At 71.7% G+C, this 23,941-nt stretch carries 23 protein-coding genes and 1 pseudogene; 14 read left to right on the forward strand and 10 right to left on the reverse strand.

Annotation, left to right across the window (positions count from 1 at the left end; genetic code table 11):
* The 5 genes from Ari01nite_RS14995 to Ari01nite_RS15015 form a co-directional block, all read left to right on the forward strand.
* Positions 1-1,653 (forward strand): helix-turn-helix transcriptional regulator (locus Ari01nite_RS14995; RefSeq protein WP_203781847.1); only part of this gene is annotated, 1,653 nt, incomplete at its 5' end.
* On the forward strand, positions 1,650-3,401 hold the full coding sequence (locus Ari01nite_RS15000; protein ID WP_203781848.1) for a sensor histidine kinase: 1,752 nt from the start codon (positions 1,650-1,652) through the stop codon (positions 3,399-3,401). The genes Ari01nite_RS14995 and Ari01nite_RS15000, both read left to right, overlap by 4 nt.
* A gap of 16 nt (positions 3,402-3,417) precedes the next feature.
* On the forward strand, positions 3,418-3,825 hold the full coding sequence (locus Ari01nite_RS15005) for a roadblock/LC7 domain-containing protein (RefSeq protein WP_203781849.1): 408 nt from the start codon (positions 3,418-3,420) through the stop codon (positions 3,823-3,825).
* Positions 3,822-4,196, forward strand: coding sequence for a DUF742 domain-containing protein (locus tag Ari01nite_RS15010; protein ID WP_203781850.1), 375 nt, complete (start codon positions 3,822-3,824; stop codon positions 4,194-4,196). Before Ari01nite_RS15005 ends, Ari01nite_RS15010 begins: the two co-directional genes overlap by 4 nt.
* A gap of 18 nt (positions 4,197-4,214) precedes the next feature.
* Positions 4,215-4,955, forward strand: coding sequence for a cellulose binding domain-containing protein (locus Ari01nite_RS15015; protein ID WP_203781851.1), 741 nt, complete (start codon positions 4,215-4,217; stop codon positions 4,953-4,955).
* Between the two features lie 46 nt (positions 4,956-5,001).
* Here Ari01nite_RS15015 and Ari01nite_RS15020 read toward each other — a convergent pair whose 3' ends face one another.
* Complete coding sequence (locus tag Ari01nite_RS15020; protein ID WP_203781852.1) at positions 5,002-5,232, reverse strand: hypothetical protein; 231 nt, start codon at positions 5,230-5,232, stop codon at positions 5,002-5,004.
* 165 nt (positions 5,233-5,397) lie between these two features.
* On the opposite strand from Ari01nite_RS15020, the gene Ari01nite_RS15025 reads away from it, so the two are divergent.
* Both Ari01nite_RS15025 and Ari01nite_RS15030 read left to right on the forward strand, forming a co-directional pair.
* Positions 5,398-6,984 carry an ABC transporter transmembrane domain-containing protein gene (locus tag Ari01nite_RS15025; RefSeq protein ID WP_203781993.1) on the forward strand — a complete coding sequence of 529 codons (1,587 nt, stop codon included), beginning with the start codon at positions 5,398-5,400 and terminating at the stop codon, positions 6,982-6,984.
* Entirely contained in the window at positions 6,981-8,708 is a 1,728-nt protein-coding gene (locus Ari01nite_RS15030) for an ABC transporter ATP-binding protein (RefSeq protein WP_203781853.1), read from the forward strand. Before Ari01nite_RS15025 ends, Ari01nite_RS15030 begins: the two co-directional genes overlap by 4 nt.
* Positions 8,709-8,730: 22 nt before the next feature.
* Here Ari01nite_RS15030 and Ari01nite_RS15035 read toward each other — a convergent pair whose 3' ends face one another.
* A complete protein-coding gene (locus tag Ari01nite_RS15035) occupies positions 8,731-9,288 on the reverse strand; it encodes a hypothetical protein (protein ID WP_203781854.1) in 558 nt (185 codons plus the stop codon).
* A gap of 82 nt (positions 9,289-9,370) precedes the next feature.
* On the opposite strand from Ari01nite_RS15035, the gene Ari01nite_RS50895 reads away from it, so the two are divergent.
* Together Ari01nite_RS50895 and Ari01nite_RS15045 are read left to right on the forward strand one after the other, a co-directional pair.
* Positions 9,371-11,146 carry a serine/threonine-protein kinase gene (locus tag Ari01nite_RS50895; protein ID WP_203781855.1) on the forward strand — a complete coding sequence of 592 codons (1,776 nt, stop codon included), beginning with the start codon at positions 9,371-9,373 and terminating at the stop codon, positions 11,144-11,146.
* A gap of 87 nt (positions 11,147-11,233) precedes the next feature.
* The gene (locus Ari01nite_RS15045) at positions 11,234-12,007 is read left to right on the forward strand and encodes an NPP1 family protein (RefSeq protein ID WP_203781856.1); all 774 of its coding nucleotides are present in this window, start codon (positions 11,234-11,236) and stop codon (positions 12,005-12,007) included.
* Positions 12,008-12,054: 47 nt separating this feature from the next.
* Here the strand turns inward: Ari01nite_RS15045 and Ari01nite_RS15050 are convergent, their stop codons facing one another.
* The 4 genes and pseudogenes from Ari01nite_RS15050 to Ari01nite_RS15060 form a co-directional block, all read right to left on the reverse strand.
* Positions 12,055-12,672, reverse strand: a complete 618-nt coding sequence (locus Ari01nite_RS15050; RefSeq protein WP_203781857.1) for a hypothetical protein — start codon at positions 12,670-12,672, stop codon at positions 12,055-12,057.
* Positions 12,669-13,256 (reverse strand): B12-binding domain-containing radical SAM protein, encoded by a 588-nt coding sequence (locus Ari01nite_RS49840; protein WP_239162787.1) that lies wholly within the window; start codon positions 13,254-13,256, stop codon positions 12,669-12,671. Before Ari01nite_RS49840 ends, Ari01nite_RS15050 begins: the two co-directional genes overlap by 4 nt.
* Positions 13,257-13,383: 127 nt before the next feature.
* Positions 13,384-13,743 (reverse strand): annotated as a pseudogene (locus Ari01nite_RS49845) (cobalamin-dependent protein); the annotation flags it as partial.
* Between the two features lie 53 nt (positions 13,744-13,796).
* Positions 13,797-14,399 (reverse strand): hypothetical protein, encoded by a 603-nt coding sequence (locus Ari01nite_RS15060; protein ID WP_203781858.1) that lies wholly within the window; start codon positions 14,397-14,399, stop codon positions 13,797-13,799.
* A gap of 112 nt (positions 14,400-14,511) precedes the next feature.
* On the opposite strand from Ari01nite_RS15060, the gene Ari01nite_RS15065 reads away from it, so the two are divergent.
* Together Ari01nite_RS15065 and Ari01nite_RS15070 are read left to right on the forward strand one after the other, a co-directional pair.
* The gene (locus tag Ari01nite_RS15065; protein ID WP_203781859.1) at positions 14,512-15,150 is read left to right on the forward strand and encodes a response regulator; all 639 of its coding nucleotides are present in this window, start codon (positions 14,512-14,514) and stop codon (positions 15,148-15,150) included.
* An 81-nt stretch (positions 15,151-15,231) separates the two neighbouring features.
* Entirely contained in the window at positions 15,232-15,966 is a 735-nt protein-coding gene (locus tag Ari01nite_RS15070) for a hypothetical protein (protein WP_203781860.1), read from the forward strand.
* A gap of 28 nt (positions 15,967-15,994) precedes the next feature.
* On the opposite strand, the gene Ari01nite_RS15075 is transcribed toward Ari01nite_RS15070, so the two are convergent.
* Entirely contained in the window at positions 15,995-17,509 is a 1,515-nt protein-coding gene (locus Ari01nite_RS15075) for a glycosyltransferase family 2 protein (RefSeq protein WP_203781861.1), read from the reverse strand.
* Positions 17,506-18,120, reverse strand: coding sequence for a hypothetical protein (locus Ari01nite_RS15080; RefSeq protein WP_239162769.1), 615 nt, complete (start codon positions 18,118-18,120; stop codon positions 17,506-17,508). Before Ari01nite_RS15080 ends, Ari01nite_RS15075 begins: the two co-directional genes overlap by 4 nt.
* Before the next feature lie 255 nt (positions 18,121-18,375).
* Between Ari01nite_RS15080 and Ari01nite_RS15085 the strand changes: the two genes are divergently transcribed.
* Together Ari01nite_RS15085 and Ari01nite_RS15090 are read left to right on the forward strand one after the other, a co-directional pair.
* Entirely contained in the window at positions 18,376-19,188 is an 813-nt protein-coding gene (locus Ari01nite_RS15085) for a hypothetical protein (RefSeq protein ID WP_203781862.1), read from the forward strand.
* On the forward strand, positions 19,185-19,901 hold the full coding sequence (locus Ari01nite_RS15090) for a hypothetical protein (protein ID WP_203781863.1): 717 nt from the start codon (positions 19,185-19,187) through the stop codon (positions 19,899-19,901). Before Ari01nite_RS15085 ends, Ari01nite_RS15090 begins: the two co-directional genes overlap by 4 nt.
* A gap of 3 nt (positions 19,902-19,904) precedes the next feature.
* On the opposite strand, the gene Ari01nite_RS15095 is transcribed toward Ari01nite_RS15090, so the two are convergent.
* Complete coding sequence (locus Ari01nite_RS15095; RefSeq protein WP_203781864.1) at positions 19,905-20,297, reverse strand: cupin domain-containing protein; 393 nt, start codon at positions 20,295-20,297, stop codon at positions 19,905-19,907.
* A 50-nt stretch (positions 20,298-20,347) separates the two neighbouring features.
* On the opposite strand from Ari01nite_RS15095, the gene Ari01nite_RS15100 reads away from it, so the two are divergent.
* Complete coding sequence (locus Ari01nite_RS15100) at positions 20,348-21,172, forward strand: AraC family transcriptional regulator (protein WP_239162770.1); 825 nt, start codon at positions 20,348-20,350, stop codon at positions 21,170-21,172.
* 22 nt (positions 21,173-21,194) lie between these two features.
* On the opposite strand, the gene Ari01nite_RS15105 is transcribed toward Ari01nite_RS15100, so the two are convergent.
* Positions 21,195-23,750: an NACHT domain-containing protein gene (locus Ari01nite_RS15105; protein ID WP_203781865.1), complete on the reverse strand. Its 2,556-nt coding sequence runs from the start codon at positions 23,748-23,750 to the stop codon at positions 21,195-21,197.
* Positions 23,751-23,941: the final 191 nt, after the last annotated feature.

Consider the following 23,941-nt stretch of genomic DNA (forward strand, 5'->3'; position numbering starts at 1 on the left):
TTCGAGGCGGCCGGCGAGGAGGCGCTCGGCGACGACCCGGCGCTGGCCGCCCGGCTGTTCGCGGCCGCCGCCGACGCGGGTCGTCCGGCCGCCGCCCGCCGGGCCCTCGCCACCGCCCTCACCGGCGACCTCGACCTGGCCGCCCGCCTGGCCGACCGCACGGTGGCCACCGGCACTCCGGCCCAGCGCGCCGAGGCCGCCTACGTGGCCGCCGTCGCGATGGCCCACCGCGGCCAGCTCGACCGGGCCGCCGACCTACTGCAGTGGGCCGGCCCCGGTCCGGCCGGCGGGTTCCGCTCCGTCGGGCTGGTCGGCACCGGCCGGGCCGCCGAGGCCGGCGAATCCGCACCCGGCACCGCCGGCGACGGCCCGCCCACGCTGCTGCACGCCACCGCGTCGCTGCTCGCCCGGGGCGTCCGCGAGTCGGTGACCGGCGAACCGGCCGTCGCGCTGTCCACCCTGGTCCAGGCGTCCACCCTGCTCGAACCGGCCGGCGCCGCGGTGCTGCTGCCGGACAGCCCGGCCGCGCTGGCCGCGCTGGTCGCCCTGCACAGCGCCGACCTCGATGTCGCCGACGTGACGCTCGAGCGCGCGGTACGCACCGGCCAGGGCGGCCCGTTGCTCGCGCCCCGGCACCTCCTGCTCCAGGCCTGGACGAGGATGCTGCGCGGCCACCTGACGGCGGCCGGCCAACTGGCCGCCGCCGCGACGGCCGCCGCCCGCCGCCCGGTCCCGGCAGCGGCCGAGACGGGTGTGCCTGCGACGGGTGGCCGGGACCTGCTGTTCGCCGCGGCACTGCGGGTGGCTCTTGCGCGGCGGGACAGTGACCTGGTCGGGCTTCGGGCGGTCTGGCCGGACGCCTGTCAGGTGCTGATCGGGCAGCCGGTCGACCTGTTCATGCTGCTGCCGCTCGGTGAGCTGACGGTGGCCGCGGCCCGGCTCGGCGAGCACCGGCGGGTCGCCACCCACCTGGCCGAGGCCGATCGCCTGTTGGAGCGGCTCGGTGACCCTCCGTTGTGGAGCGCGCCGCTGCACTGGAGCCGGCTGCACGCGGCGATCCTGGCCGACCAGCCCGAGGAGGCCGAACGCCGCGCCGCGGCGCTGGACGGCCAGCGCGCCTCCGGCCAGCTCCCCGCGGCCCTGGCCGCCGCGGCGCAGAGCTGGCTCGCCGTTTTGGCTGACAAGATCGATCCCGAGCAGGTGGCCACCGCGGCCCGTGACCTCGCCGTTCTCGGACTGGCGTGGGACGGTGCGCGGCTCGCCGGTCAGGCCGCGATCCGCACTTCGGACCGCAAGGCGATGGCCGTTCTGCTCGACTGCGCCCGGCAGTTGCAGGGCCGGCCGGTCGCGGCCGACCCGGGCGAGGCGGAGACCGGCCCGCGCGCCGCCCGGCGTGTCGCGAAGGCTGCCGGCGACACGCCGGGGCCGTTGCTCAGCGAGCGGGAACAGCAGGTGGCCGCGCTGGTCCTGGCCGGTTTGACGTACAAACAGGTGGCCGACCGCCTCTACCTGTCGGCAAAGACCGTCGAACATCACATAGCTCGGATACGCCAACGCCTAGGCTGCACCGATAGACGTGAGTTGCTGTCTCGTCTGCGCGAACTGATGGCGGACGGGACGGAGGCCGGCGGAGCGGATCGGGTGGTGGCATGAAGGAGTGGCTCCGGCGGGGCGTCGACCCACGGACCGCGGCCGGCCCGGTCCTGCTCGTCCTGCTCTGGCTGGCGGCGGCCGTGCCGGCGGTGTCCGACGCGACCCATCTGGTGCGGGCACGCACCACGGCCGACCAGCTCGGGCCCGCGGTCGACACCGCGGTGGTCGAGCTGCAGGAGGAACGGCGGCTGTCCAGCGCCTACCAGACCGGCGGCGACCCGACGGCGCTGGCCGCGCAGCGAGCCCGCACCGACCAGGCGCGGGCCGCCCTGGACCAGGCCGCCGAGGGCTGGCGCAGCAACCTGTACACCGACGACGCGGCCGCGTCGGTCGACGAGATGCGGCTCCGGCTCGGCGAGCTCGCCGGTGTCCGGGCCCAGGTGGACAGCCAGCAGGCCGGGCGCAGCGACGTCCTGGCCGCGTACTCGCGGGTCATCGACGCCGGTCTCGGCGCGCCCTGGCTGCCGTCCGGCGCCGCGCCGGTCGCACTCGGCCGGGCCCGCGAGGCGCTCGCCGAGCAGGACGCGATGCTACGGGTCGCACTGGCCACGCCGGCCGGTGTCACCGACGCCGACCGGCTGCACCTCGGCGACCTGATCGGCGCGCGGCACGCCCGGCTCAACGACGCCGGCGAGGCCGGCCGCGACCGAGGGCTGGCCGCCGTCGAGGAGCAACTGCTGCTCGGCCGCACCCCGCCGCCGACGCCGGCCGAGTGGGCCGCGGCCGCCGACCCGGTCAACACCGACCTGCGCGCGGCCGAGGTGGACGCGGTCCGCGAGGTCACCGAGGCGACGCCGGGTGCGGTGGCCGCCGTCGTGTACGCCGGACTGGTCGCCGGCATCGGGCTGATCGCGGTGATCGGCGTCCTCCTGCTGGCGCGCCGGAGCGCGACAGCACGACCAGCCGCCGCGACGACGGCCGGTGCCGGCGCGGGTGGCGGCGGCGACGATTCCCTCCGGGGGCTGCAGGCGGTCCTGCTCGACCTGCATCGCCGCAGCCAGCGCCTGATCCACCGGCAGCTGCGCCTGCTCGACGCGATGGAACGCCGGCAGTCCAACGACGAGACGCTCGGCGACCTGTTCCGCGCCGACCATCTGGCCACCCGGATGCGGCGGAACGTGGAGAAGGCGATCATCTTGGCCGGCGGCCAGCCGGGCCGGCGCTGGCGCCGGCCGGTTCCGCTGGTCGAGGTGGTACGCGGCGCGGCCGCCGAGGTGGCCGACTACGTCCGGGTGGCCACCGCGCAGGTGCAGCCGGCCGGTCTCGCCGGCCCGGCGGTCACCGACGTGACCCATCTGCTCGCCGAACTCATCGACAACGCCACCACCTATTCGCCGGGGGAGACCCGGGTCCGGGTCAGCGGCTGTCGGAATGACGACGATGGATATACCGTAACGATCACCGATGCCGGCCCCGGCATGAGTGACCTCGACCTGGCGACAGCCCACCAGGTCATGTCCGAAGCGGAGCCGCCGGGGGACGGTGTGTGGTGGGGCTTCTACGCGGTGGGCAGGTTCGCTGCCAGGCAGAACATCACCGTGCGGGTCGAGCGGGGCGCGGCCGGCGGCGTGGTCGCCGAGGTCGTCCTGCCCAGCGAATTGCTCACCGACCCGGGGGACGGAGGGCCCGGGCCGGACGCGCCACCACTAAGTCGGGTGGCGCGGATGCGGGCGCGGATCAACGAAATGAGCGAAGCTTCAACTACAACCGTAGATCTCCCCGTGGTGAGTGTTGAGCGGACCCAGTGACGACAACGGAGGCACAGTGAACGACCGGATTCTTTCCGCGATGGGCGTGGGTCCGCTGCTGGACGAGCTGGCCGGCTCGCTTCCGGGTACCGAGTGCGTCGTGCTGCTGTCGACCGACGGGCTGCCCCTGCTGGTCGCGAGCGGGACCAACCCCGACCGCGCCGAGCATCTGTCGGCGGTCGCCGCCGGGTTACATGCGATTGCCGACGCGGCCAATCGCAACAACGGCGGCCGCCGGGTCGATCAGACCGTGGTCGAGATGGACTACCGGATGCTGGTGGTGGTCCCACTCGCGCTCGGAGCGTTACTCGCGGTGGTGTTCGACGCGGTCACCGACCTGTCCGGGACCCGCGAGCGGATCACCCGGTTCGCCGACCGGCTCGGCCTGCGGATGGAACGCGCTGATCTGGTAACAACGCCATGACCAGCCCCGCCGAGGACGTCTGGTACGACGCGGAGGCGGGTCCGCTGGTCCGGCTATACGCGATCACCGGCGGGCGGACGGAGACGCCGCCGGGAGACTTCACGCTGGGCGCCATCGTGCAGCGGGTGCCGGACGCGACGCCGGCCACCGACCTGTCCCACGAGCAGGCCACCGTCGTCGAACTCGCCGAGCGGCCGGTGTCCGTGTCCGAGGTCGCGGCTCGGCTGGGACTGCCGCTGGGCACCGTGCGGGTCATCCTCAGCGACCTGCGCGATGCCGGTCTCATCCACGTTCCCCGTTCCCGCGACGCCAGCCAGGCCCCCAACATGCAGTTGTTGCAGCGGGTGCTGAGCGGCCTCAACTCTCTGTAATCCGTGGAGGATCGACCGATGAACGAGTCGTCGTCGCGGCCCCGGCGCTCGCCGAGCGTGGTGCTGCTGGACGCGATGCTCGGCATGGCAGCGGCGGTGCAGAGCGGGAACCTGCCCGGCGTGCGCACCGGCACCACCAAACGCCGCCGGCCCGGCATCGTCTGGCTGATCATGGGCGTCCTGGTGGCCGGCGCCGGCACCGCCCTGCTGGTGAGCGCGATCCTCCGCGGCCCCGGCGGCTTGGCCGCGCTGCCACCGGCGGGCGTCGCCGCGCCTGCGCCGATCGTGAGTTCACCGGTCCCCGGCAGCACGCAGCCGGCACCGTCCACCCCGGCGCCGACCACCACCGCGGTCGCCACTCCACGCCCGTCCCGCTCGACCTCCACGGTCGCCCCGTCGCTGCAGCCGACCACACCCGGCGGCGCGAGGCTGACCGCCGACTATGTCGCCGCGAACGGTTCCGGCCTGCTCGGCTACCGCGCCACCGTGACCCTGACCAGCCACGGCCCCGACCCGGCGGCCGACTGGCAGTTGACCGTCACGCTGCCCCGGAGCACCCTGCGGGTAGCCGCCGTCACCGGCGCCACGGTGGAGCAGGCGGGTGCGGTGTGGACCTTCACCCCGGACGACTCGACCCGCGAACTCCGGCCCGGCGCGACCGCGGAGATCGCCTTCGACGTCCGCGGTGCCACCCTGGTCGACGCCCAGCCCACCGACTGCCGCATCGACGACGACCCCTGCGGGGGCCTGACAAGCTGACCGCCGGCGCCCCGGGGGCCCGGGGCGCCGGCGGTCGACGCGAGGATCAGGCGCCGGAGGCGCGGCGGTCCTCTTCGGCGTCGGCGGCGCCCACCGGGACGCCGTCGGTGTCGCGGTGGGTCTCGTCGGTCGGGACTTCGGCGCCGGACGCCTCAGCGTCGGCGGCTGCGTCCGAGGCGCCTACCAGCGGGCCGGCCTGGTCGGGGTTGTCGTCCTTCATCTGCTCGGTGCCCAGCGGAACGGCAATGGGGTAGCCCTGCGGCGAGGAAGTCGTCATACGGTCCAGTTACCCGTGCCGATATTGAGAGAAACGGGCGTGGCGCGTCGCACTTGGCGGGAAATGGGGTGACTGGGAGCGGCGCCGTTGGGGCAGCATGGCCCCGTGAGGGTACGGGGACCGGCGGGATATCTGTGGTGGCTGGCACGGCAGCTCAAGGGGCGGGTGGCGCTCGGCGCGTTCTTCGGGTCGACCTGGTTCATGAGCATGGCCATTACGCCGTACCTGCTCTCCCAAGCTGTTGACCGTGGTTTGAAGGGCGGCGACCGGGGCGCGTTGATTGCCTGGTCGGGGGCCGTGCTGGTGGTGGGCATCGGCAGCGCGGGGCTCGGGATCATGCGGCACCGGAGCATGACGAAGCTGCGGCTCGCGGCGGCGCTGCGGACCGCCGAACTGGTGCTCACCCACGCCACCCGGCTCGGGGCGGCGCTGCCCCGGCGGATCACGGCCGGTGAAGTCGTCACGATCGGGATCTCGGACGTGTGGACGATCGGGCGGGCCATGAACGTCGGGGGCATCGGGGTTGCCTCGATTCTGGCCACCGCGGTGATCGCCGTGCTGTTGTTCCGTACCTCTCCCATGCTTGCGGTTGTGGTTTTGATCGGTGTGCCGGCGCTGGTGGTGCTGGTCGGGCCACTGCTCAACCGCACGCAGCGGGCCGGTTCGCGGTACCGGGAGCGCCAGGGCGAGCTGAACGCCCGCCTGGTCGACGTGCTCGGCGGGCTGCGGGTGCTCAACGGTCTCGGCGGGAAACAAACCCATCAGGCCAGGTACGAACGGGAGTCTGCGACCCTGCGCCGGCTGGGCTACCGGGTCGGCGGCCCGTCCAGCTGGATCGGTGCGCTCGGGGAGGGGCTGCCGGTGGTCTTCCTCGGGGTGGTGATCTGGCTGGCCGCCCGGCTCGCGGTGACCGGGGAGATCACCGTCGGGGAGTTGATCGCGGTGTACGGGTACACGGCCATGGTCGTGATCCCGGTGAACGTTCTGATCTTCTGCGGGTTCGACGTGACGAACGGGCTGGTGGCCGCTCGCCGGGTCATCGACTTCCTGGCGTTGCCGGTCGAGGACCCGCATGGAGCCCCGGGGCCGGAGGGCCCGGCCACCCTCTACGACCCGGAGTCGGGGGTGTGGGCCGAACCCGGCTGCTTCACTGCCCTAGCCGGCGACGGCGCGGCGATCATCGACCGGCTGGGCAGGTACGGCCCCACCACGGCGACCTGGGGCGACCGGCCGCTCAGCGGGATCGCGCTCGCCGAGGTCCGGTCCCGCCTCCTGGTCGCCGACAACGACGCCGACCTGTTCGCCGGCCCCCTGCGCGACGTGGTGGCCGGCCGGCACGACCCGGACGACGCCCTGGTCCGCGCCGCCGTCGACACCGCGGTCGCCGGCGACGTGGCCGACGACCTGGGCCGGCCGGTCGAGTGGGCCGGCCGCAACCTTTCCGGTGGCCAGCGCCAGCGGGTGCGCCTGGCCCGCGCCGTCTACGCCGACCCGGAGATGCTGCTCGCCGCCGAACCCACCTCGGCGGTCGACGCGCACACCGAGTCGGCCATCGCGGAACGCCTGACCGCCGCCCGCACCGGCCGCGGCACCGTGCTCGCCACCACCTCGCCGGTGCTGCTGGACCGCGCCGACGTGGTGCACTACCTGGTCGGCGGCCGGGTGGCGGCGACCGGCACGCACCGGGAACTGCTGGCCACGTCGCCGGGCTACCGATCGCTGGTGACCCGGGTGTTCGGGGAGGACGCATGAGCGCGGTGCTGCCGGTCGCCGATCAGCGGGCGGTGGGCCGGGCCGCGTTGCGCCTGCTGGCGGCCGATCGCCGGACGGTCGTCGTGATGATCATCCTGAACTCGCTGGCCGCGCTCGCCGGCCTGGGCGGTCCGTGGCTGCTCGGCGAGATCATCGACACGGTCACCACGGGCGGTGGGGTCGGGGCCGTCGACCGGCTGGCGGTGGCGGTGCTGGCCTGCGCGCTCGTGCAGACCGTGCTGTCCCGGTACGCGCTGTCGATCGCGTACCGGTTCGGCGAACGCGCCGCCGGCCGGATCCGGGAGAACTTCCTGCGGCGGGCCCTGGCCCTGCCCGCGGCCGTGGTCGAGCGGGTGCCGGGCGGCGACCTCGCGGCCCGCGGATCCACCGATGTGAACGCGGTCGCCACCACGCTGCGCGACATCCTGCCGAACATCTTCGCCGGCGTGGTGCAGATCATCTTCCTGATAGCCGCGGTGGTGCTGCTCAACCCGCTGCTCGGGGTCGTGGGCGTGCTGGGCCTGTCCGGGATCTGGTTCGTCACACGCTGGTATCTGCGGCGCGCCCGGAACGCGTACCTGACTGAGGGTGAGGCCAACTCGAGGCTCGCCGAGGAATTGTCCGCCACCACCGAGGGGGCGCGCACCATCGAGGCGTACGGCCTGCACGAACGCCGTCTCGCCGCCGGCGGCGAGGCGATCGCCGAGACCAAACGCACCCGCCTGGTCACGCTGGGCCTGCGCAGCGTGTTCTTCCCGCTGGTGGAGACCTCGTACGCGGTGCCGACCGTGCTCGTGCTGCTGCTCGGCGGGCTGCTCTACCTCGACGGCCGGGTCACCCTCGGCACCGTCGGCGCGGCCGTGCTCTACCTGCGCCAACTCGTCGGCCCGCTGGACACCATCCTGATCTGGATCGAGCAGGTGCAGAGCGGCGGCGCCGCGTTCGCCCGGGTGGAGGGGCTGTCCGCGGTCCCGGTCCCGCCGCCGGCCGTCACCGAGCCACCCCACAACGACAAGATTGAGGTACGCGGGGTCCGGTACGCCTATCAGGAAGGCCATGACGTGCTGCACGGCGTCGAGCTGACCGTGCGGCCGGGGGAGCGGCTCGCCATCGTGGGCCTGTCCGGCGCCGGCAAGTCGACCCTGGGCCGGCTGATCGCGGGCGTGGACCGGCCGAGTTCCGGCACCGTGACGGTGGGCGGCGTCCCGATCGCCGACCTGCCGCCCGACGAGTTACGCCGCCAGGTCGTGCTGGTGACCCAGGAGCACCACGTGTTCCGCGAGTCGCTGCGGGACAACCTGATGGTGGCCGCGCCCGACGACGAATTGCGCCGGGCACTCGCCGCGGTCGGCGCCGACTGGGCCGACGACCTCGACCGCGATCTCGGCGAGAAGCCGCTGGACGGGGCCGAGGCCCAGCAGCTGGCGCTGGCCCGGGTGGTGCTGGCCGACCCGCATACGGTGCTGCTGGACGAGGCGACCGCGCTGCTCGACCCGACCGCGGCCCGGACCGCCGAGCGGGCGCTGGCCGCCGTGCTGCATGAGCGCACGGTGATCGCGATTGCGCACCGCCTGCAGACGGCCCACGACGCGGACCGGGTGGTGGTGATGGACGACGGCAGAATCATCGAGATGGGTACGCACGACGAGCTGGTCGCCGCGGACGGCCCTTATGCCGCGCTGTGGCACTCCTGGCACGGCGAGGGCCAGCCCAGGCTCAGGTGACCACGGCTCAGCGGACCACGGCTCAGCGGACCACGGTGAGGTGGCCTCGGCGGGTGGGGCCCTTGCCCTGGGGTTTTGCGCGCAGGAAATGCAGGCCGAGGAGGGCTAGCAGCACCGAGACCGTGTCCCGCAGGACCAGGTAGCCGGCCTCCGGCGCCGTGAAGCCGCCGAGGTCGATCACGCCGTGCAGGACCGCGCCGGCGGCCGCGGCCGCGGCCGCGATCCCGGTGAGCCGGACCAGCACCGCGCCGGTGCCGGCTCCGGCCGGCGGCAGCCAGCGCTGCGCCAGGAACACGATCAGCACGGCCGGCACCACCTGCGGCACGGCCATCGCCAGGGCGGCCAGGATGCCGTGCGAGGTGACCGCGACCGAGGCGGCCACGGTGCCCAGCGCGATGACGTCGAAGCGGAGCATCCGGTAGGGCGCCTGGGCCAGCAGCCAGACCGCGCCGACCACGGCGGCCGGCCAGAACAGGGCGACCTCGGTGCGGCCGACCTCGGTGAGGTGGCCCAGCAGGGTGGCGACCAGGTAGAGCGCGGCGAAGCTCGCCGTCCGGATCGCGTATCGGGCGAGGCTCATGGCCCGTACGATCGGCCGCCGGCCAGCCGGCTTGAGCGCTCCGCGTGAGTGACCGGAGCGAAGTGCGGGTACACCCTCCGGCATGACTGTCGGTTCGCCAACCGTCCACGGGCGGTACCGCCTCGGCCGGACCCTGGGCGCCGGCGGCATGGGCCGGGTGTGGCTGGCCCGCGACGAGGTTCTCGACCGGGACGTGGCGCTCAAGGAGATCCTGCTGCCCAGCGAACTGCTCGAGACCGACCGGGACGCCCTGCACCATCAGACCCTGCGCGAGGCCCGCGCCGCCGCCCGGCTCAGCCACCCCGCCGTGGCCGGCGTCTTCGACGCCTTCGAGGAGGACGGCCGGGCCTGGATCGTGATGGAGTACGTGCCGTCGCGTTCCCTCCAGGAAATCCTCGACGACGAGGGCCCGCAGACCCCGCAGCGCACCGCGGAGATCGGCCTCGAGGTGCTGGCCGCACTCCGGGCCGCCCACGCCGCCGGGGTGCGGCACCGCGACGTCAAGCCGGCGAACGTCCTGCTCGGCACCGACGGCCGGGTGGTGCTGACCGACTTCGGCGTGGCCGCGGTCGACGGCGAGAGCCTGACCACGAGTTCCGGCATGGTGGTGGGCTCACCGCAGTACATGTCCCCGGAGCGCGTCCGCGACGGCGCCGCCAGCGCCGCGGCCGACCTGTGGTCGCTGGGTGCCACGCTGTACGCGGCGGTGGAGGGCCAGCCGCCCTACGCCCGCCGCAGCGTCATGGAAACGATCACCGCGATCGCCACCCAGGACCCGGTTCCGGCCCGCCGAGCGGGCCCCCTGGCCCCGGTTCTCGAGGGCCTGCTGCGCCGCGACCCGGCCGCCCGGACAGATGCCGCCGAAACGGAGAAGAGGCTGCGTGCGGCCGCCGAGGCCCCCGCGCTGCCGAGGCAGCGCACCGCCGCACCGGTTTCCGCCCCGCCCGCATCCGCAACAGCCGCCGCGCCACCCGTGGCGGAGGAGGAGGCCGCGTCGACCCGGACGGAGCCGGCTGCCGCCCAGCCGGCGGCGGAGGGGGAGGCCGCGTCGACCCGGACTGAGTCGGCCGCCACCCCGCCCGCGGCCGCGCCGATGCCGGTGGAACCGGTGTCCGACGACCCCGTCCCGTCGGCCGGCGGCCTCGCGCCGACCGCCGGATTCACCCCCGAGCCCGCATCCCGCAGCCGCCGCCCCCTGCTCATCGCGGCGGCTGCAATCGTCGTGATCGCGCTGCTGGCGACCGCCGCCTGGTTCGGCCTGCGCCCGTCGTCCGACGCCGGCACCCCCGACGCCGCCCCCACCACCAACGCACCGGCCCAGCCCACCCGGAGCCCCGCCGCGACGACGGCAACCACCGAGAGCGCCACCGAGCCCACCACGGCCCAGACCGCCACCGCCACAGCCACCGCCGCCGAAGTACCGCCCGCAGGCTGGCGGCTCTACCGCGACCCCACCGGCTTTGCGCTCTTCGTGCCCGAGGGCTGGACCCGCTCCAAGGAGGGTTCGATCGTCTACTTCCGGTCCGAGGGGCGCGTCCTGGGGATCGACCAGACCGACGACCCGCATCCGAACCCGGTCGAGGACTGGCGGGGCAAGGCCGAATACCGGGAGAGCCGCGGTGACTTCCCCAGCTACCGGGAGATCAAGATCGTCGAGGTGGACTACTTCCGGGAGGCGGCCGACTGGGAGTTCACCTTCAACCGGCGGGGGACCCGGCAGCACGTGAACAACCGGGGCTTCGTCACGGCGGACGATCAGGCGTACGGCATCTGGTTTCAAACCTCCGACGCAGCGTGGGCGGACCACCGGGATGACCTCCAGCTGATCTTTGAGAGTTTCCGCCCGGCCGACGGGTGAACATCGAAAGATGCCTATTGATTAGCCGAGCGCCGGGCGCCAAGCTGGTCCCGTTGTTACTGACGGGTTAACCAGGAGAGGCGCCCCATGACAACTCGCCGCACCGCGCACGCCCGCCGGACCGCGATCGTGGCCGGCAGCGCCCTGGCCATGGTTCTGGCCAGCGCCACGCCCGCCCTAGCCGCGCCGCCCGCGAAGCTGCCCGGCAACGCGGACGCCGTGGAGACCAGGTGGCAGCCCGCCTTCGACTACGACACCGACGGTTGTTACCCGACCCCGGCGATCGGCCCGGACGGCCGGGTGAACGGCGGCCTCAACCCGACCGGCGCGCTCAACGGCGAATGCCGGGACGCGTCCGATTTGGACAACACCAACGGGTACGCGCGGGCCAAGTGCAACAACGGCTGGTGCGCGGTCGCGTACGGGCTCTATTTCGAGAAGGACCAGGCGCTGGCCGGAAGTTCCCTGGGTGGGCACCGGCACGACTGGGAGCATGTCGTGGTCTGGGTGCAGAACGACCAGGCCAGGTACGTGTCGACCTCGGCGCACGGCCAGTTCAGCATCGCGGCGGCGGCGAGCGTCCGGTGGGACGGCACCCATCCCAAGATCGTGTATCACAAGGACGGGGCCAGCACGCACACGTTCCGGCTGGCGAACGCGAGCGACGACCCGCCGGAGAACCACCGCCGCGCCTGGCAGTACCCGACGCTGGTGGGCTGGAACGGCTACCCGGGCGGCATCCGGAACACGCTGAGCAACTACAACTTCGGCAGCGCCAACTTCGGCCTGAAGGACGGCACCTTCGTCACCACCCTGACCCGGGCCAAGCCGGCCGGGATCACGTTCGACCCCGGCGCATGACGAAACGGCCGGACCAGGGAACCCCGGTCCGGCCGTTTCCGCAGAGATCAACGGGCTCCGGTCAGGTGCGGCCGGGTGGCCAGGATCGCGCCGAGTGCCGCGTACCCGATCAGCAGGTGGGTCGGGCCGACCAGGTCGGCGACGCCCTGACCGAAGATGACCATAGACGGGACGGTCACCACGGCCCAGCTCTCGGCGACCAGCGGCCAGATCCGGGCGGCGCCCCTCCACCGGCCGGCGAACGCGATCTTCACGCCGATGATGAACATGCCGAGCATCGAGAGCGGCCAGAACACGTCCAGTACGGCCAGCCAGGTGTCGTCCCGGAAGGCCGGGACGGCCCCGTGCAGCAGACTCCACAGCCCGGCGAGCGCCAGCAGCACGTACTCGACCCGGAACATGCCCACCGCGACGCGCGAGGTGCCGGTCGCCCTGGTTTTGAGTTGTACGGTGAGCAGCGCGACCACGCCGATCTGGAAGAGCAGGCCGGTGAGGTCGGTGAGGGCGATCCCGAGCGAACTGGCCGGGGCGGCGCCGAGCGGGAACATCGCAGCGGCCCAGGCCAGCGACCCGCCGGTCAGGACCAGGCCGAGGCGGCGGACGGTGCGGGCCGAGATGGTGGCCGGTGCGGCGGTGGCAATCGGGGTGGTGAGCGTCGCGGTCATTTCGGTGTCTCCTTGCGGTGCGGTTCGTTGACCAGAACTCTGCTGGTCACGCGTCCCGGGCCGGCAGTTGCCGGAGCCCCGGTCCGATCCCGCTCCGGCCCGGCCGTTCCGGGACCGCTGTCCCGGGACCGTTGTCCCGCTGGAACCGGGACAGCGCCGACTCCAGCAGCGGCAGCGTGCCGGGTGTCGTACCGGTCCCAGTCCCGGTGCACGATCCGGCTGGCCGCCTCCATCCGGCGGAACAGCGCGGTGCCCGGGTACGGCGTCATGATGTGGAACGTCGCGGTCTCCAGCCCCACGCCGACCGCCCACTCCACGGTCCGGTCGAAGACGTCCGGCCCGTCGCCGTCCATCCCGAACACGAAGCTGGCGTTCACCATCACGCCGGCGTCGTGCACCCGCCGCGCCACGGCCGCGTAGTCCCGGCCCACGTTCTGCCGTTTGCGCTGCTCGGCCAGATTCGCCGCGTTGATGGTCTCGAACCCGACGAAGATGCTGCGCAGCCCCGCAGCGGCCGCCTTTTCGAGCAGGCCCGGGGAGAGGATCGCATCGACCGTGCTGGCCGCCTGCCAGACCCGGCTCATCCCCGCCATTCCGTCGAACAGCGCCTCGGCAAACCGCCGATTGCCGAACAGGTGGTCGTCGAGAAAGTAGAGGTGCCGCCCCGGCAGCCGCTCGATTGCGAAAGTCGTCGAGGAAGCGCGGCCAGGTGTCCTCGCCCGGCCCGAGAAAAACGGCGTCGGCGTGCCGCGCGGCCTCGTCCGGCAGCGACGTGACGTGCAGCCCGCCCATGGCCACGAAAACCCCGCGCTCCCGGTACATGTCGGCGAGCTGGTAACTGCGCCGGGCCGAGGTGATGAACGCCTGAATGACCACGAGGTCCGGCACGTCGTCGGCAACCGCCGCGTCAATCCGCTCCACGTGCTCGTCCAGAATCCGGACCTCATCCCCGTCATCCAGATACCCGGCGAGTGTGGCCAGCCCCAGAGGCGGAAACAGCGAGTACTTGATCGGCCGGAACAGCGGGCTGGTCGCCTCGGTCAAAGCCGGAAGGATCATGGTGACACGCATGCCAGGAACGCTAGGAAACGCGTGTGGAGAAGTGGTGCTCCCGCGGTGAAGGGCTAGCGATTGATAACGATGCCGAGGGTTGCCGCCACAACGGCCAGCAGGCCGGCGGCGCGGGTCAGGCGGCCGGCGAAGTTCGTGGTGTCGGTGCGGCCGGTGACTGTGAAGCCGCCGGCGTGCAGGTAGCAGGACGGGGGTGTCACGCCGCCGTCGACGAGGAGTTGGAAGACGAGCGTGTCGCCGGGGTTGAGCAGGATGCCGCGAATCTCGGCCCGGTTGCCGCTGTGCGAGACGGCGGTGAGCGGGCGCGGCGCCGGCCAGTCCTTGGGCACGAGATAGACGCTGGCGGTCAGGATGGTGCCGTCGGCGAACTCGACCGTGGGCGGCTCGGACATGTCGCAGTCCCTGAGCTCCACCCGGCCGGCGTTGCGGAACTCGACGCCGACCATGCGCGGATTGTCGACCCTGTTCTGGTTCCAGAAGACGTCCAGATGCTGCCAGGGTTGCGGCTGCGCGTTCCTCGATCGCCAGAGCAGGGTGTCCTCGATGCTCACCTCGATCCGGCGTAGTTGTTCCCGGCGTCTGTCCATCCGGCCGGCGATCAACGTGAGTCCGCCGACGATCAGCGATCCGGCGGCGACGAGCGTGGTCAGCTGCATCGAGGTCCCCCTGCTGGAGTACACCGGTAGGGTAATCATGGTAGGGTTTTCCCTACCAGAACCACGGTAGGTTCGGGTCCGCTTAGATCACAAGGGGCAGTGGGGAAACGGCATGCGGGTCTTCCTGGTGGAGGACAGCGGATTGTTCCGGCAGGTCCTCGCCGAGGCGCTGCGGATCCACGGCGTCGACGTCGTGGATCAATATCAGGATGCGCAGCAGATCGTGGCGGACGTCGCGAGCCTTCGGCCGGACGCCGTCATTCTCGACATCCGGCTGCCGCCGACCTTCACCGACGAGGGCATCCGGGCCGCTGCCGCGCTGCGCCGGGCATCCCCGGACCTGCCGATCCTGATCCTGTCGGCGCTCAGCGATCCGTCCCTGTTGGAGCGGCTGCTGGACATCGGCACGAGCGGTGTCGGATACCTGCTGAAGGACCGCGTCGAGGACGTCGACGGACTGGTCACCGCCCTCCGGCGGCTGGCCGACGGCGACACCGTCGTCGACCCGACGGTCATCCGGTCGCTGGTCGGCCGGGCGCGGCCGGCCAGCCCGCTCACCCTGCGGGAGAAGGAGATCCTGCGCCTGGTCGCCGAGGGCTATTCGAACCAGGGCATCGCGGCCCGGATAGCGCTCAGCCAGAAGACCGTCGAGAAACACATCCTGGGCATCTTCGAAAAACTCGGCCTGCCCCGCGAGGTCGACCGCAACCGGCGGGTCCTGGCCGTCCTGGAGTACGTGCGCGAGCGCTGACCACCGCGCGGTGCTCCACGGTCGGTGGAAATCCGGGGTTTGCCGTGGCCGCGGCCGGCGATGCGGGCCACATTGTGGTGCATGCAGCCCGAACAGCACGCGCCGATTTTGGAGATTCCGCCGCGTGGTCGCGGCAGAATGCGGTGGGTTGTCGGTGGTGCTGCTGCGGTGGTCCTGGGGATCGGGGGCGGTGCGATCGCCTACGGCCGGCTCGGGCAGGATTCGGGTGTGGCGGCCTGCGCGGCGATCCGGGACAGCCGGTTCTCGCAGTCGTCGGGTTCCGCCGAGGACATGACCGTGGAGCAGCACCGGCAAGTCCGCGAACTGTTCGCCGACTCCGGCAACGACGAGATCCGCGAGCACGGCACCAAGCTGGTGGACCTCATCTGGCAGGTGCAGCAGATGGGCGACGACGCCGGGTTGGGAGCGCTGGCGCTGGGCTATGAGATTCCGGCGTCGAAGTCCCTGGTCAAGATTACCTTCACGTTCCGCAACACGACGTCGGGGCCGATTCCGATCGAAGCGGCGTCGCAGTGGTTGACGCTGATGTACGGGCCGAATCGCACGGAGGGCGAATCTGAAGCGGGGTATTCGTCCGACGACGAATCGGAGCAGTTGTCGAATCAGGACGAGCCAACGCGGATCGCGGCGAGCGGCTCGGTCCGGATGTGGCGGACGTTCGCCGTGCCGACCGGCGGACTGACCGAACTCGCCGTGCGGGTCGACCAGCCCGAGGTGCCCGGATCGACCGGAATGCCGGCAGCGTACACGTTCACCGAGGTGGAGAAACTGCTGACGGCCCGGCCGATCAGGTGATCGGCCGGGCCGCGCGAGCCGAAGCGACTCAGACGGCGAAGCCGCGATGCCTGCGCACCAGTTTGCGCAGCATGAAGACGGTCTGGGCGATGGTGGCCAGGTACAGGATCGGCCAGCCCAGGGACAGGATCGCCGACTGGACTCCGAGGCTCTGCTGGCTCCAGGCGTAGATCGCACCGCCCAGGACGGCCACCAGGACCACCAACGGCATCACGTACGCGGATCCCTTGCCCTTTTCGGCATTTGCCTGTGCTGCCCAGTTGTCCTTGTCGGTCTGGGCCAGGAACTGGGTCCACGCCGAGACGAAGTGGCCCATCCGGATCCACATGTACATCTCCGCCGGTAGGAACAGGGCGGCGTAGAGGAGGTCGACGGCGCTCTTGTCCTTCATGGCCAGTGCCAGACGCAGGTTGAGCAGCATCGCCACGGCCGGGGGGATCAGCCAGATCGGGTTGAAGATGAACGCGTCGATCGACAGCGCGGCCACCAGCAGGAGCAGGAAGCCCAGGCGGGAGGCGATGTTGAACAGCATCGAGATGTTCTCGTACCAGCGCAGCCTCAGGTTCGGGTGCAGCGGCTGGCCCTTGTTGTCGCCCCGCTGGCCGGGCCAGAACAGGTCGATGGCGCCGAAGTTCCACTTGACCTGCTGGCCGTGCAGCGCCCGCAGGTTCGTCATCGGGCCGACGTAGGCGTACGCGCTCGCACTGATTTTGGTACTGAAGCCGGCGTCCTTGATCTGGAGCGACAGCTTGCTGTCCTCGACCTCGCTGTCCCGGACCCAGGGTGCCTGCTGGTGGTGGCGGATCATCACCATCTCCAGCGCGCGCAGGCTGAACAGGCTGCACTGGCCGCCCAGCACCGCCATGTTGCGGCCGCGCAGCAAGTTGTCCATGTTGAACGCGGCGAACTGGGCCCGCTGGCCGGCCACCAGGAAGCGCGCCATCAAACCCTTGTGCCGGCTCTTGTCGATGCTGTAGATGGCGCTCAGCCCGCCGATTCGCGGGTCGTCGGTCATCTCCAGTTCGAGCCGCTCCACGGTGTCGCGGGCCAGCGTGGTGTCGCCGTCCACGCCGAGGATGTAGTCGTAGCCACGGGACAGGAAGTAGCCGTAGTTGAGCGCGCCCACCTTCTTGTCCGGATTAACACCCATGTCGTGTACGTGCACGGTGGTGACGAATTCCTCGCCCTTCACCGTGCGGGTGTGCCGGCCCTCGAAGCTCCGGGCGATCTCGGGAGTGTCGTCGTCGGTGTTGTTGATGATGACGTGGATGACGTTCGGCAGGCGCGTCTGGGCGAGCAGACTCTTCAGGACGTCGGCGATCGTGTCCTGCTCGTTGTAGCAGGGGATGATGCAGCTGATCGTGGCGTGCCGGGGCGTCGCACTGGTGGCCGACGCGATCTCACCAGCGACCGCCTCGACGGCCTCCAACTCGGACAGCTGCGGCGGTGCCGGCGGGAGCGCCAGCGGTCCGGCCTTGGAACTGCGGGGCAGCAGGATCTGACGGTCGGTGGCCCGGCGGAGGCCGGGGCTTGGCTCGGTCATCCGTTTGCACCATTCGTGAGCAGCGGCAGGGTCAAGGTGTCGAGCGCGGTGGAGCGGTAGTAACTGTTCGACTTGGGGGCGGTCTCCACGAGGAGGTCCAGCCGGACAGTCAGCGTGAGCTTCGGTGCTCCCGCCGTCGCCGCGGGCAGCGTCACCACAGTCCCGTACGGGTACGGCGGGGTGACGTCGAACTTGCCGTTGTCGGTGGCGACCACGTCCCGCTTCGTGCCGTCGTCCTGAATCACCTGGAAGGTGCTGACGGTGATGCGGTGCGTGTTGCCGGTGTCTTCGATGTGCGCGGACACGTTGATGGTCTTGAGCGTCTCGGCGGTGTACTGCTTGGCGTTGTCCGAGGTCCAGTAGGTCAGCTTCACCGAGAAGTTGCCCTGCTTGAGCCGGTGCGTGACGGTGCCGGTGTCCAGCGGTCCGCTGGCCCGGACCGGCAGCTTCACCGGCTGCGCCGCGGCGGACGCCGAGAGCGTGGGTGACGGCTCGGCGCTGGGGGCCGAGCTTTCGGTGACCAGGGGCTTGCTGCTACTGGTGAGCTCCTTGAGGTTGCTACATCCGGTCAGGCTGGCGCTGAGCATGGCGGCGGCCAGTCCGACCGCCAAACTTCGGGGGAGGCGCAATGGGGGGCCCTTCGCTTCAGAAGCTGGCTGATGACTTTGGGCGTGACTCAGGGGGCGTCTCCTGCGGGGTGGGTGCCGGGGTCAGGGGTCTTCGTCGGCGGGAAAAGCCGCCAGTTGAGCCTTCCGGCGGTGACCGATGCCACGACCGGCAACTTTCCTGCACCTGTACGGAACCAGTTCAGCCGCGCGTCATGCCCCGTTCACGATGGGTGGCGGCTGCGCCCTATTCTCGGAGCCGTGAAGATTCGGCGCGGTGTTGGCGGCTATCTCAATCCGATTGTTCTGGTCGGGATCGGGTTGTCGGTGGGGCTCGGGCTGGTCTTCGATCTCACCGGGGCGGCCAGCGGGCCCGAGTCGGTGCTGGCCGGCTTGCTCGGGGTCACCATCACGCTGGTGCTGGATGCCAGCTGGCGGGCCGAGGAGCGGTTCGAGTTACGCACGCTGATGCGGTCGGCCGTCCGGGACGAGGTTCGTGAGCTGGCGGTCATCGTCCGGGAGATCGAGGAGCGTCAGTCCGCGCCCGAGGTGACCGGTGAGCTGCGCCGCCGCGTACACGACTTGAATGTGGGTCTGCTCGATCTTCGGGACGGGCGGATCGTGCGGCCCGGGTCCGACATGGGGCCGCTGCTGACCGCCACCGAGAGTTGTGAGCGCAGCATGGAGGCGGTCACCAACCTGCTGTCCTCGGGCACCGGCGGCGTGACCTGGTGGCGCAGCGTGCCCGGCCGCCGGTACTGGGCGGCGAACCTGGCGGCGTTGCAGCGCGGCGTGGTGATCACCCGGGTGTTCATCTGCGACGAGGTCGACGACGACGTCCGCCGGCTCATCGACGAGCAGATCGCGGCGGGCGTCGACGCCGTGGTCCTGCCGCGCCAGGAGGTGCACCCCGAGCTGCAGGTCAACCTGGTGCTCTGGGACCGCCGCCGGGCCTGGAAGGCCGACATGAACGCGCAGGGCCGCATCCTCCGGCACGTGGTCAACGCCGACGAGCGGGCGGTGCGGCGCCTGGCCGAGGCCTTCGACAGCTGTCTGGCGAGCGCCCGTCAGTGACCCCGCTGGCCGCGATCGCGATCGCGCTGGTGGTGTGGGCGATCGGCCTGATCCGGCCGGTCCGGGTGCGGGCGCTGGTCTACAGCCTGCCGATCCCGATGACCCTGGTGCTGGCCGGCGGCACGGTGCGGGTCGACGGTGCCCAGGTGGTCGGTGTGTTGCTCCTGGTGGCTTTCCTCGCGGTCACTGCATTTTTGCACGTACGCATGAAAGCGCCGGCGGTATTGGCGGTGGTGACGGCGGCGGCCGGCTACGTCCTCGTGGCGTGGGCGCTTCCGGCCCGGCTCCCGCTGCTGCCGTGCCTGCTGGCCGTAGCCGGGTTGTGGCTGGTGGGCGTCCTGGTGCGGCCCACACCGGAGTTCGAGCGGCCGGCACCGCCACCGCTGTCCTGGCCGGTCGCCGCGGCGAAGCTCACGGCCGTGCTGGCGGCGTCATTCTCGATGGTCTGGCTGGGTGGACTGCTGGCCGGCCTGGTGGTGACGTTCCCGTATTCGGGGGTGCTGGTCGCGGTCGAGGTCCGGCGTGAACTCGTGGCGTTCACGTGGGCTTTCACGCGTACGGCTATAGGATTGGTGGGTTTTATCGGGGGTTTCGCGGCCGCGCAGGAGCACGGGACCGCGGCCGGGCTGGCGGCCGGCTGGCTGGCCTACGCGGTGTGCGCGGCGGCGGTACACCGGCTGTCCCGGAGCGAGGCGGTCGCCGGGCGCCGGTGAGAATCAGGTGAGTGGGTGGCCGGTGGTGCTGTCGACGTGCGCCGGCAGCGTCCCCTCGTGCTGGTCGCCGGTGCTGGAGGTGCCGGTCGGCTCGAACATCAGGATGGCGCCGCCCGGGGAGGTCGGCTTGTGCTCGGTGCCGCGCGGCACCACGAACACGTCACCGGCGCCCAGCGTGACGGTCCGTTCGGTGCCGTCGGCGGCGCGCAGGGCGATGTCGAACCGGCCGTCCAGACCGAGGAAGAACTCGTCGGTGTCGTCGTGGACGTGCCAGACGTGCTCGCCCCGGGTGTGCGCGATCCGCACGTCGTAGTCGTTGACCCGGGTGACGATCCGCGGGCTGTAGATCTCGTCGAACGAGGCGAGCGCCTGGCTGAGGTTCACGGGCTGGTCCATGCGGTACAGACTTCTGCTGCACCGGCTCCCCGGTCTTGTACGTTCTTGAGGTGGACGAGCCGCTTCCGGAACGGTGCCGGGTGGTGGCCTGGCGGCCGGCCGTGCCCGGCATCAGCGAGGTCTTCCACGCGCGCATCGTCAACTACGAGTACCCGAAACACTGCCACGACACCTGGACGGTGCTGATCGTCGACGACGGCGCCATCCGCTACGACCTGGACACCCGCCACCACGGCGCGGTCGGCCGGACGGTGAGCATCCTGCCGCCCGGCGTGGTGCACAACGGCTACCCGTCCCGGCGCACCGGCCACTTCCGCAAACGCAACCTGTACCTGGACTCCGGTTTTCTGCCGTTGGATCTGGTGGGCCGGGCGGTCGACGGGTCGAGCTTCGAGGACGCGGCCCTGCGAGCCGCGATCGGCGCCCTGCACGACCGGCTGACCGCGCCCGACCCGCTCGACGTCGAGGAGCGCCTCGCCGCGATCGCCGAGCGGTTCCGCCACCGCCTGCTCCGCCGCCCGCCGGTGGTGCGCGACCCCGAACCCACGGTCGCCGACGGCCTGCGCGACTATCTCGACGGCCACCTCACCGGCGACGTCACCCTGAAGAACGCCGCGCATCTCCTCGACCGCAGCGTCGCCCACCTGGTCCGCAGCTTCACCCGCCGCTACCGGATCTCGCCACACGCGTACGTCATCGGCGCCCGCATCGACCTGGCCCGCAAACTGCTGCTGGACGGCGTGCCCCCGGCCCGGGTCGCCGCGGAAACCGGCTTCCACGACCAGGCCCACCTGACCCGCCACTTCACCCGCCACGTCTCCATCCCACCGGGCCGCTACGCGGCCGGCTACCCGAAAGCCGCCTCGGGGTCGTAGGGGTGACGGACCGAACGAAACCTCAGCCGATCCCGGCGGGATTGACCCGGCCGGCGTCGATCTCCGCCTCCAGGGTGTCGCGGGCCTCTTCGGCGTCGCCCTGCCGGACCAGCTGATGGAGGAGGAGCTCGAGGGCGCGGCTGTTTCCGGCGCTGACCCAGATGCGAAGGATGTCGATGGCCTCGAAGGCGCGACCCTCGCGGAGCAGCAGGAGGGCCAGGCGCTCGGCCGCGGCCCAGTTGCCGGTGTCGGCCAGGGCGCGCAGTTCCGCGAGCCGCCCACATCTCGCCAGGAGTTCCGCGAGTAGCGGCTTGTCGGGGCGGACCAGTTCGATGGCCTCGTCCGCGGCGCCGCGTGCGACAAGCAGCTCAGCGGTGAGCCGCACCAACTCGCGGTCCGCCGCGGCTACCCCGGAGCGCCGCGACCGGAGCTCGTTGACCCACTCCTCCGTGAGAACGTCGTCCAGCCCGCGCTCGCGAAACATCCGGGCCACCTCGGCGACGTAATACGGATCGGTGTCCGCGCGCGGTTCACCGCGACCGGCCCAAAGGGAAACCAGCCGGTCGACAGTCGCCGGGTCGGTGCCTGCGCCGTCCGGTACCGCCCGCCGGAGATGGTTCTGCAGCAGGATGTGGCGGAACTGGTACACCGGCCCGGCCCGGCGCAGGGCACCACGGCCGTGGGCGTCCTGCAGGAAGCGCCACAACCGGAACGGGAGCTGGCCGCGCGCCGCCAGCACCTGGTGAGCGATGTGGAATTGGAGCAGTGTCCAGCCGCCGGCGAAGAGCCAGGCCCCGGCGGCGAACACGACCAGCGACCAGAGCCCGGCGATCACCGCGTCGCGGGGCGAACGACTCCAATAGAGCACGGCCACGACGGCGACGGCGCCGAGGACGCCGTACTGAAGGGCGGTGAGGGCGGCCCCGGCCCGGACGAACCGCAGGCTGGACTTCGGTGTCGTGGCGACGAAGCGGGCCGGGGCCCACGGGCCGGTCCCGGCGGCCACCAGCCCGGCGGCCAGCGCCGTCGGAAGCGCCCACATCCACTGTTCGAGGATCCACGCGGTCAGCAACCCGCATGTCAAACCGTAGGCGAAACGCTTACCGCGATGCGCGGTTCCGGCCGCCAGCGGGCCGCGGACCGTCTCGACACCGCGCCACAGCGGCTGTAGCCACCCGGCGGCGGCCATCAGGACGAGATAGGCGGCGGCCGCCGCGCAGACGATGCCGCGGCCCGCGACGACCTGGCCGGCGACTCCGGCCAACACGGCGGCGAGGATGCAGGCGATGAGCGCGCACGAGGTGGGGTTGATTCTGAGGTTCCACCAGTGCAGATCTCGCGGGGCGGACCTGGCCAGCACGCTCAGCCACCTTGCCGCCTGCTCCGGCGAGTAGCGCCGGCCGATGTGCTCCCGCGGCACCGGCGTCGCCCGATAGGTACTGGTGACAAAGGTGGCGAACAGGCAGTCAGCGACCGCCCGGCGCGACGGGAGGGCGAGGAGGTCGGTGGGACGGGTGGACGGTTCCCGGTACGCAGCGCGGGCCAGGGCCACGAACAGTGGGCTGGACAGGGCGCTGGATACGTGCGGTGCACCACCCCGGCACAGCTCGTCGAAGACCGGTTGCCAGCGCGGGCGAGCCAGCTCCGGGTAGGACAGGAACTCGATGACCGCCTCCGGCGTGACCGGGGCGAGTTCCACCACGGCGGCCCGGGTCAGGATCGCCTGGCCGAGGACGACCATGCGCTCGTAGTCGGTGCTCCGGCAGGTGACGACCAGCGGCCGCTCCTCGGCGGCGAACGCGTCCAGTGCCAGGACAGCCCGGTACTGCCGCGACTCGGGCAGCTCGTCCAGGCCGTCCAGGACCGGCAGCAGCAGGCGCCGCTCGATCATCCGGCGGGCCAACGTGTCCGGGTCCCCGTGCCGGGCCAGCGCGTCGCCGTAGTCCTGGACGATCCGCCGCGCCACGAAGTCGTCGAGGTGCTCGCCCGGATCCCACTCGTTGATCGCCAGCAGCACCGGCGTCGGCTCGCCCTCGGCGGCCCTTCGGAGCAGCCCGAGAGTGAGCAACATCGCCAGCACGGTCTTGCCGCCTCCCGGACCGCCCAACACCATCAGCTGCCGATGCGGAAGCCCTCGGAACGCGTCGACGATCTCCGCGACGTCGCCTTCCAGCGGCAGCTCCCGCCAGTCCGCGGCGCCGCCCATGACGACCGGGCGGCCAGCGGCGGGCCGGCCGGTCGACGACCAGCGGACCGAGATCGGTGCCGGGTGGCTGACCGCGCGCAGCACGGCCTCGTGTGACCACTGCCGATCGATGCGGACACGCAGCTCGGCGAGAGCCTGCTCGACGTCCTGCCCCGCGCTTCGACGCGGCCACGCCCGATCGAGGATCACCAGGGTCGTGCCCAGCGCGCCGACCGGAAGCGCGAGCACATTCGCCCAGCCGACCAGCCGCTCGAAGGACGCGTCCGACCCGGCGACCAGCGCGCGCGCCACGATCCAGCCGCTGACCAGGAGCGCCGCGACGCCGATCAGGAACCATCCGGCGGTTTGCAGCCGGTCCCGCCATCCCCTCACGCGCCGATTGTGTCAGCCACTCGTGCCCTACCGTGACCGTACGGGTTATGGAATCTGATCGACCAAGCGGAGTTCCTGGTTCTGGGTTGTCTTGGAGTGACAAACCCTGATACCGGAACTCCGCTTCGCGATCAACATACCTTTCGACCAGGCTCGCCCACGCTTAGCTGAGCGGCGTTGGGGCTGCCGGT

The organism is Paractinoplanes rishiriensis (assembly GCF_016862375.1).
Classification (GTDB): Bacteria; Actinomycetota; Actinomycetes; order Mycobacteriales; family Micromonosporaceae; genus Actinoplanes; species Actinoplanes rishiriensis.

What these genes read in the sequence shown, in the direction of transcription:
- Ari01nite_RS15050 (WP_203781857.1), bottom strand. Translation starts at nt 12,672, where the DNA reads ATGACCGCGACGCTCACCACCCCGATTGCCACCGCCGCACCGGCCACC.
- Ari01nite_RS49840 (WP_239162787.1), bottom strand. Translation starts at nt 13,256, where the DNA reads ATGAGCCGGGTCTGGCAGGCGGCCAGCACGGTCGATGCGATCCTCTCC.
- Ari01nite_RS15075 (WP_203781861.1), bottom strand. Translation starts at nt 17,509, where the DNA reads ATGACCGAGCCAAGCCCCGGCCTCCGCCGGGCCACCGACCGTCAGATC.
- Ari01nite_RS15070 (WP_203781860.1), top strand. Translation starts at nt 15,232, where the DNA reads ATGCAGCCCGAACAGCACGCGCCGATTTTGGAGATTCCGCCGCGTGGT.
- Ari01nite_RS15045 (WP_203781856.1), top strand. Translation starts at nt 11,234, where the DNA reads ATGACAACTCGCCGCACCGCGCACGCCCGCCGGACCGCGATCGTGGCC.
- Ari01nite_RS15020 (WP_203781852.1), bottom strand. Translation starts at nt 5,232, where the DNA reads ATGACGACTTCCTCGCCGCAGGGCTACCCCATTGCCGTTCCGCTGGGC.
- Ari01nite_RS50895 (WP_203781855.1), top strand. Translation starts at nt 9,371, where the DNA reads ATGACTGTCGGTTCGCCAACCGTCCACGGGCGGTACCGCCTCGGCCGG.
- Ari01nite_RS15095 (WP_203781864.1), bottom strand. Translation starts at nt 20,297, where the DNA reads ATGGACCAGCCCGTGAACCTCAGCCAGGCGCTCGCCTCGTTCGACGAG.
- Ari01nite_RS15035 (WP_203781854.1), bottom strand. Translation starts at nt 9,288, where the DNA reads ATGAGCCTCGCCCGATACGCGATCCGGACGGCGAGCTTCGCCGCGCTC.
- Ari01nite_RS15000 (WP_203781848.1), top strand. Translation starts at nt 1,650, where the DNA reads ATGAAGGAGTGGCTCCGGCGGGGCGTCGACCCACGGACCGCGGCCGGC.
- Ari01nite_RS15015 (WP_203781851.1), top strand. Translation starts at nt 4,215, where the DNA reads ATGAACGAGTCGTCGTCGCGGCCCCGGCGCTCGCCGAGCGTGGTGCTG.
- Ari01nite_RS15010 (WP_203781850.1), top strand. Translation starts at nt 3,822, where the DNA reads ATGACCAGCCCCGCCGAGGACGTCTGGTACGACGCGGAGGCGGGTCCG.
- Ari01nite_RS15065 (WP_203781859.1), top strand. Translation starts at nt 14,512, where the DNA reads ATGCGGGTCTTCCTGGTGGAGGACAGCGGATTGTTCCGGCAGGTCCTC.
- Ari01nite_RS15060 (WP_203781858.1), bottom strand. Translation starts at nt 14,399, where the DNA reads ATGCAGCTGACCACGCTCGTCGCCGCCGGATCGCTGATCGTCGGCGGA.
- Ari01nite_RS15030 (WP_203781853.1), top strand. Translation starts at nt 6,981, where the DNA reads ATGAGCGCGGTGCTGCCGGTCGCCGATCAGCGGGCGGTGGGCCGGGCC.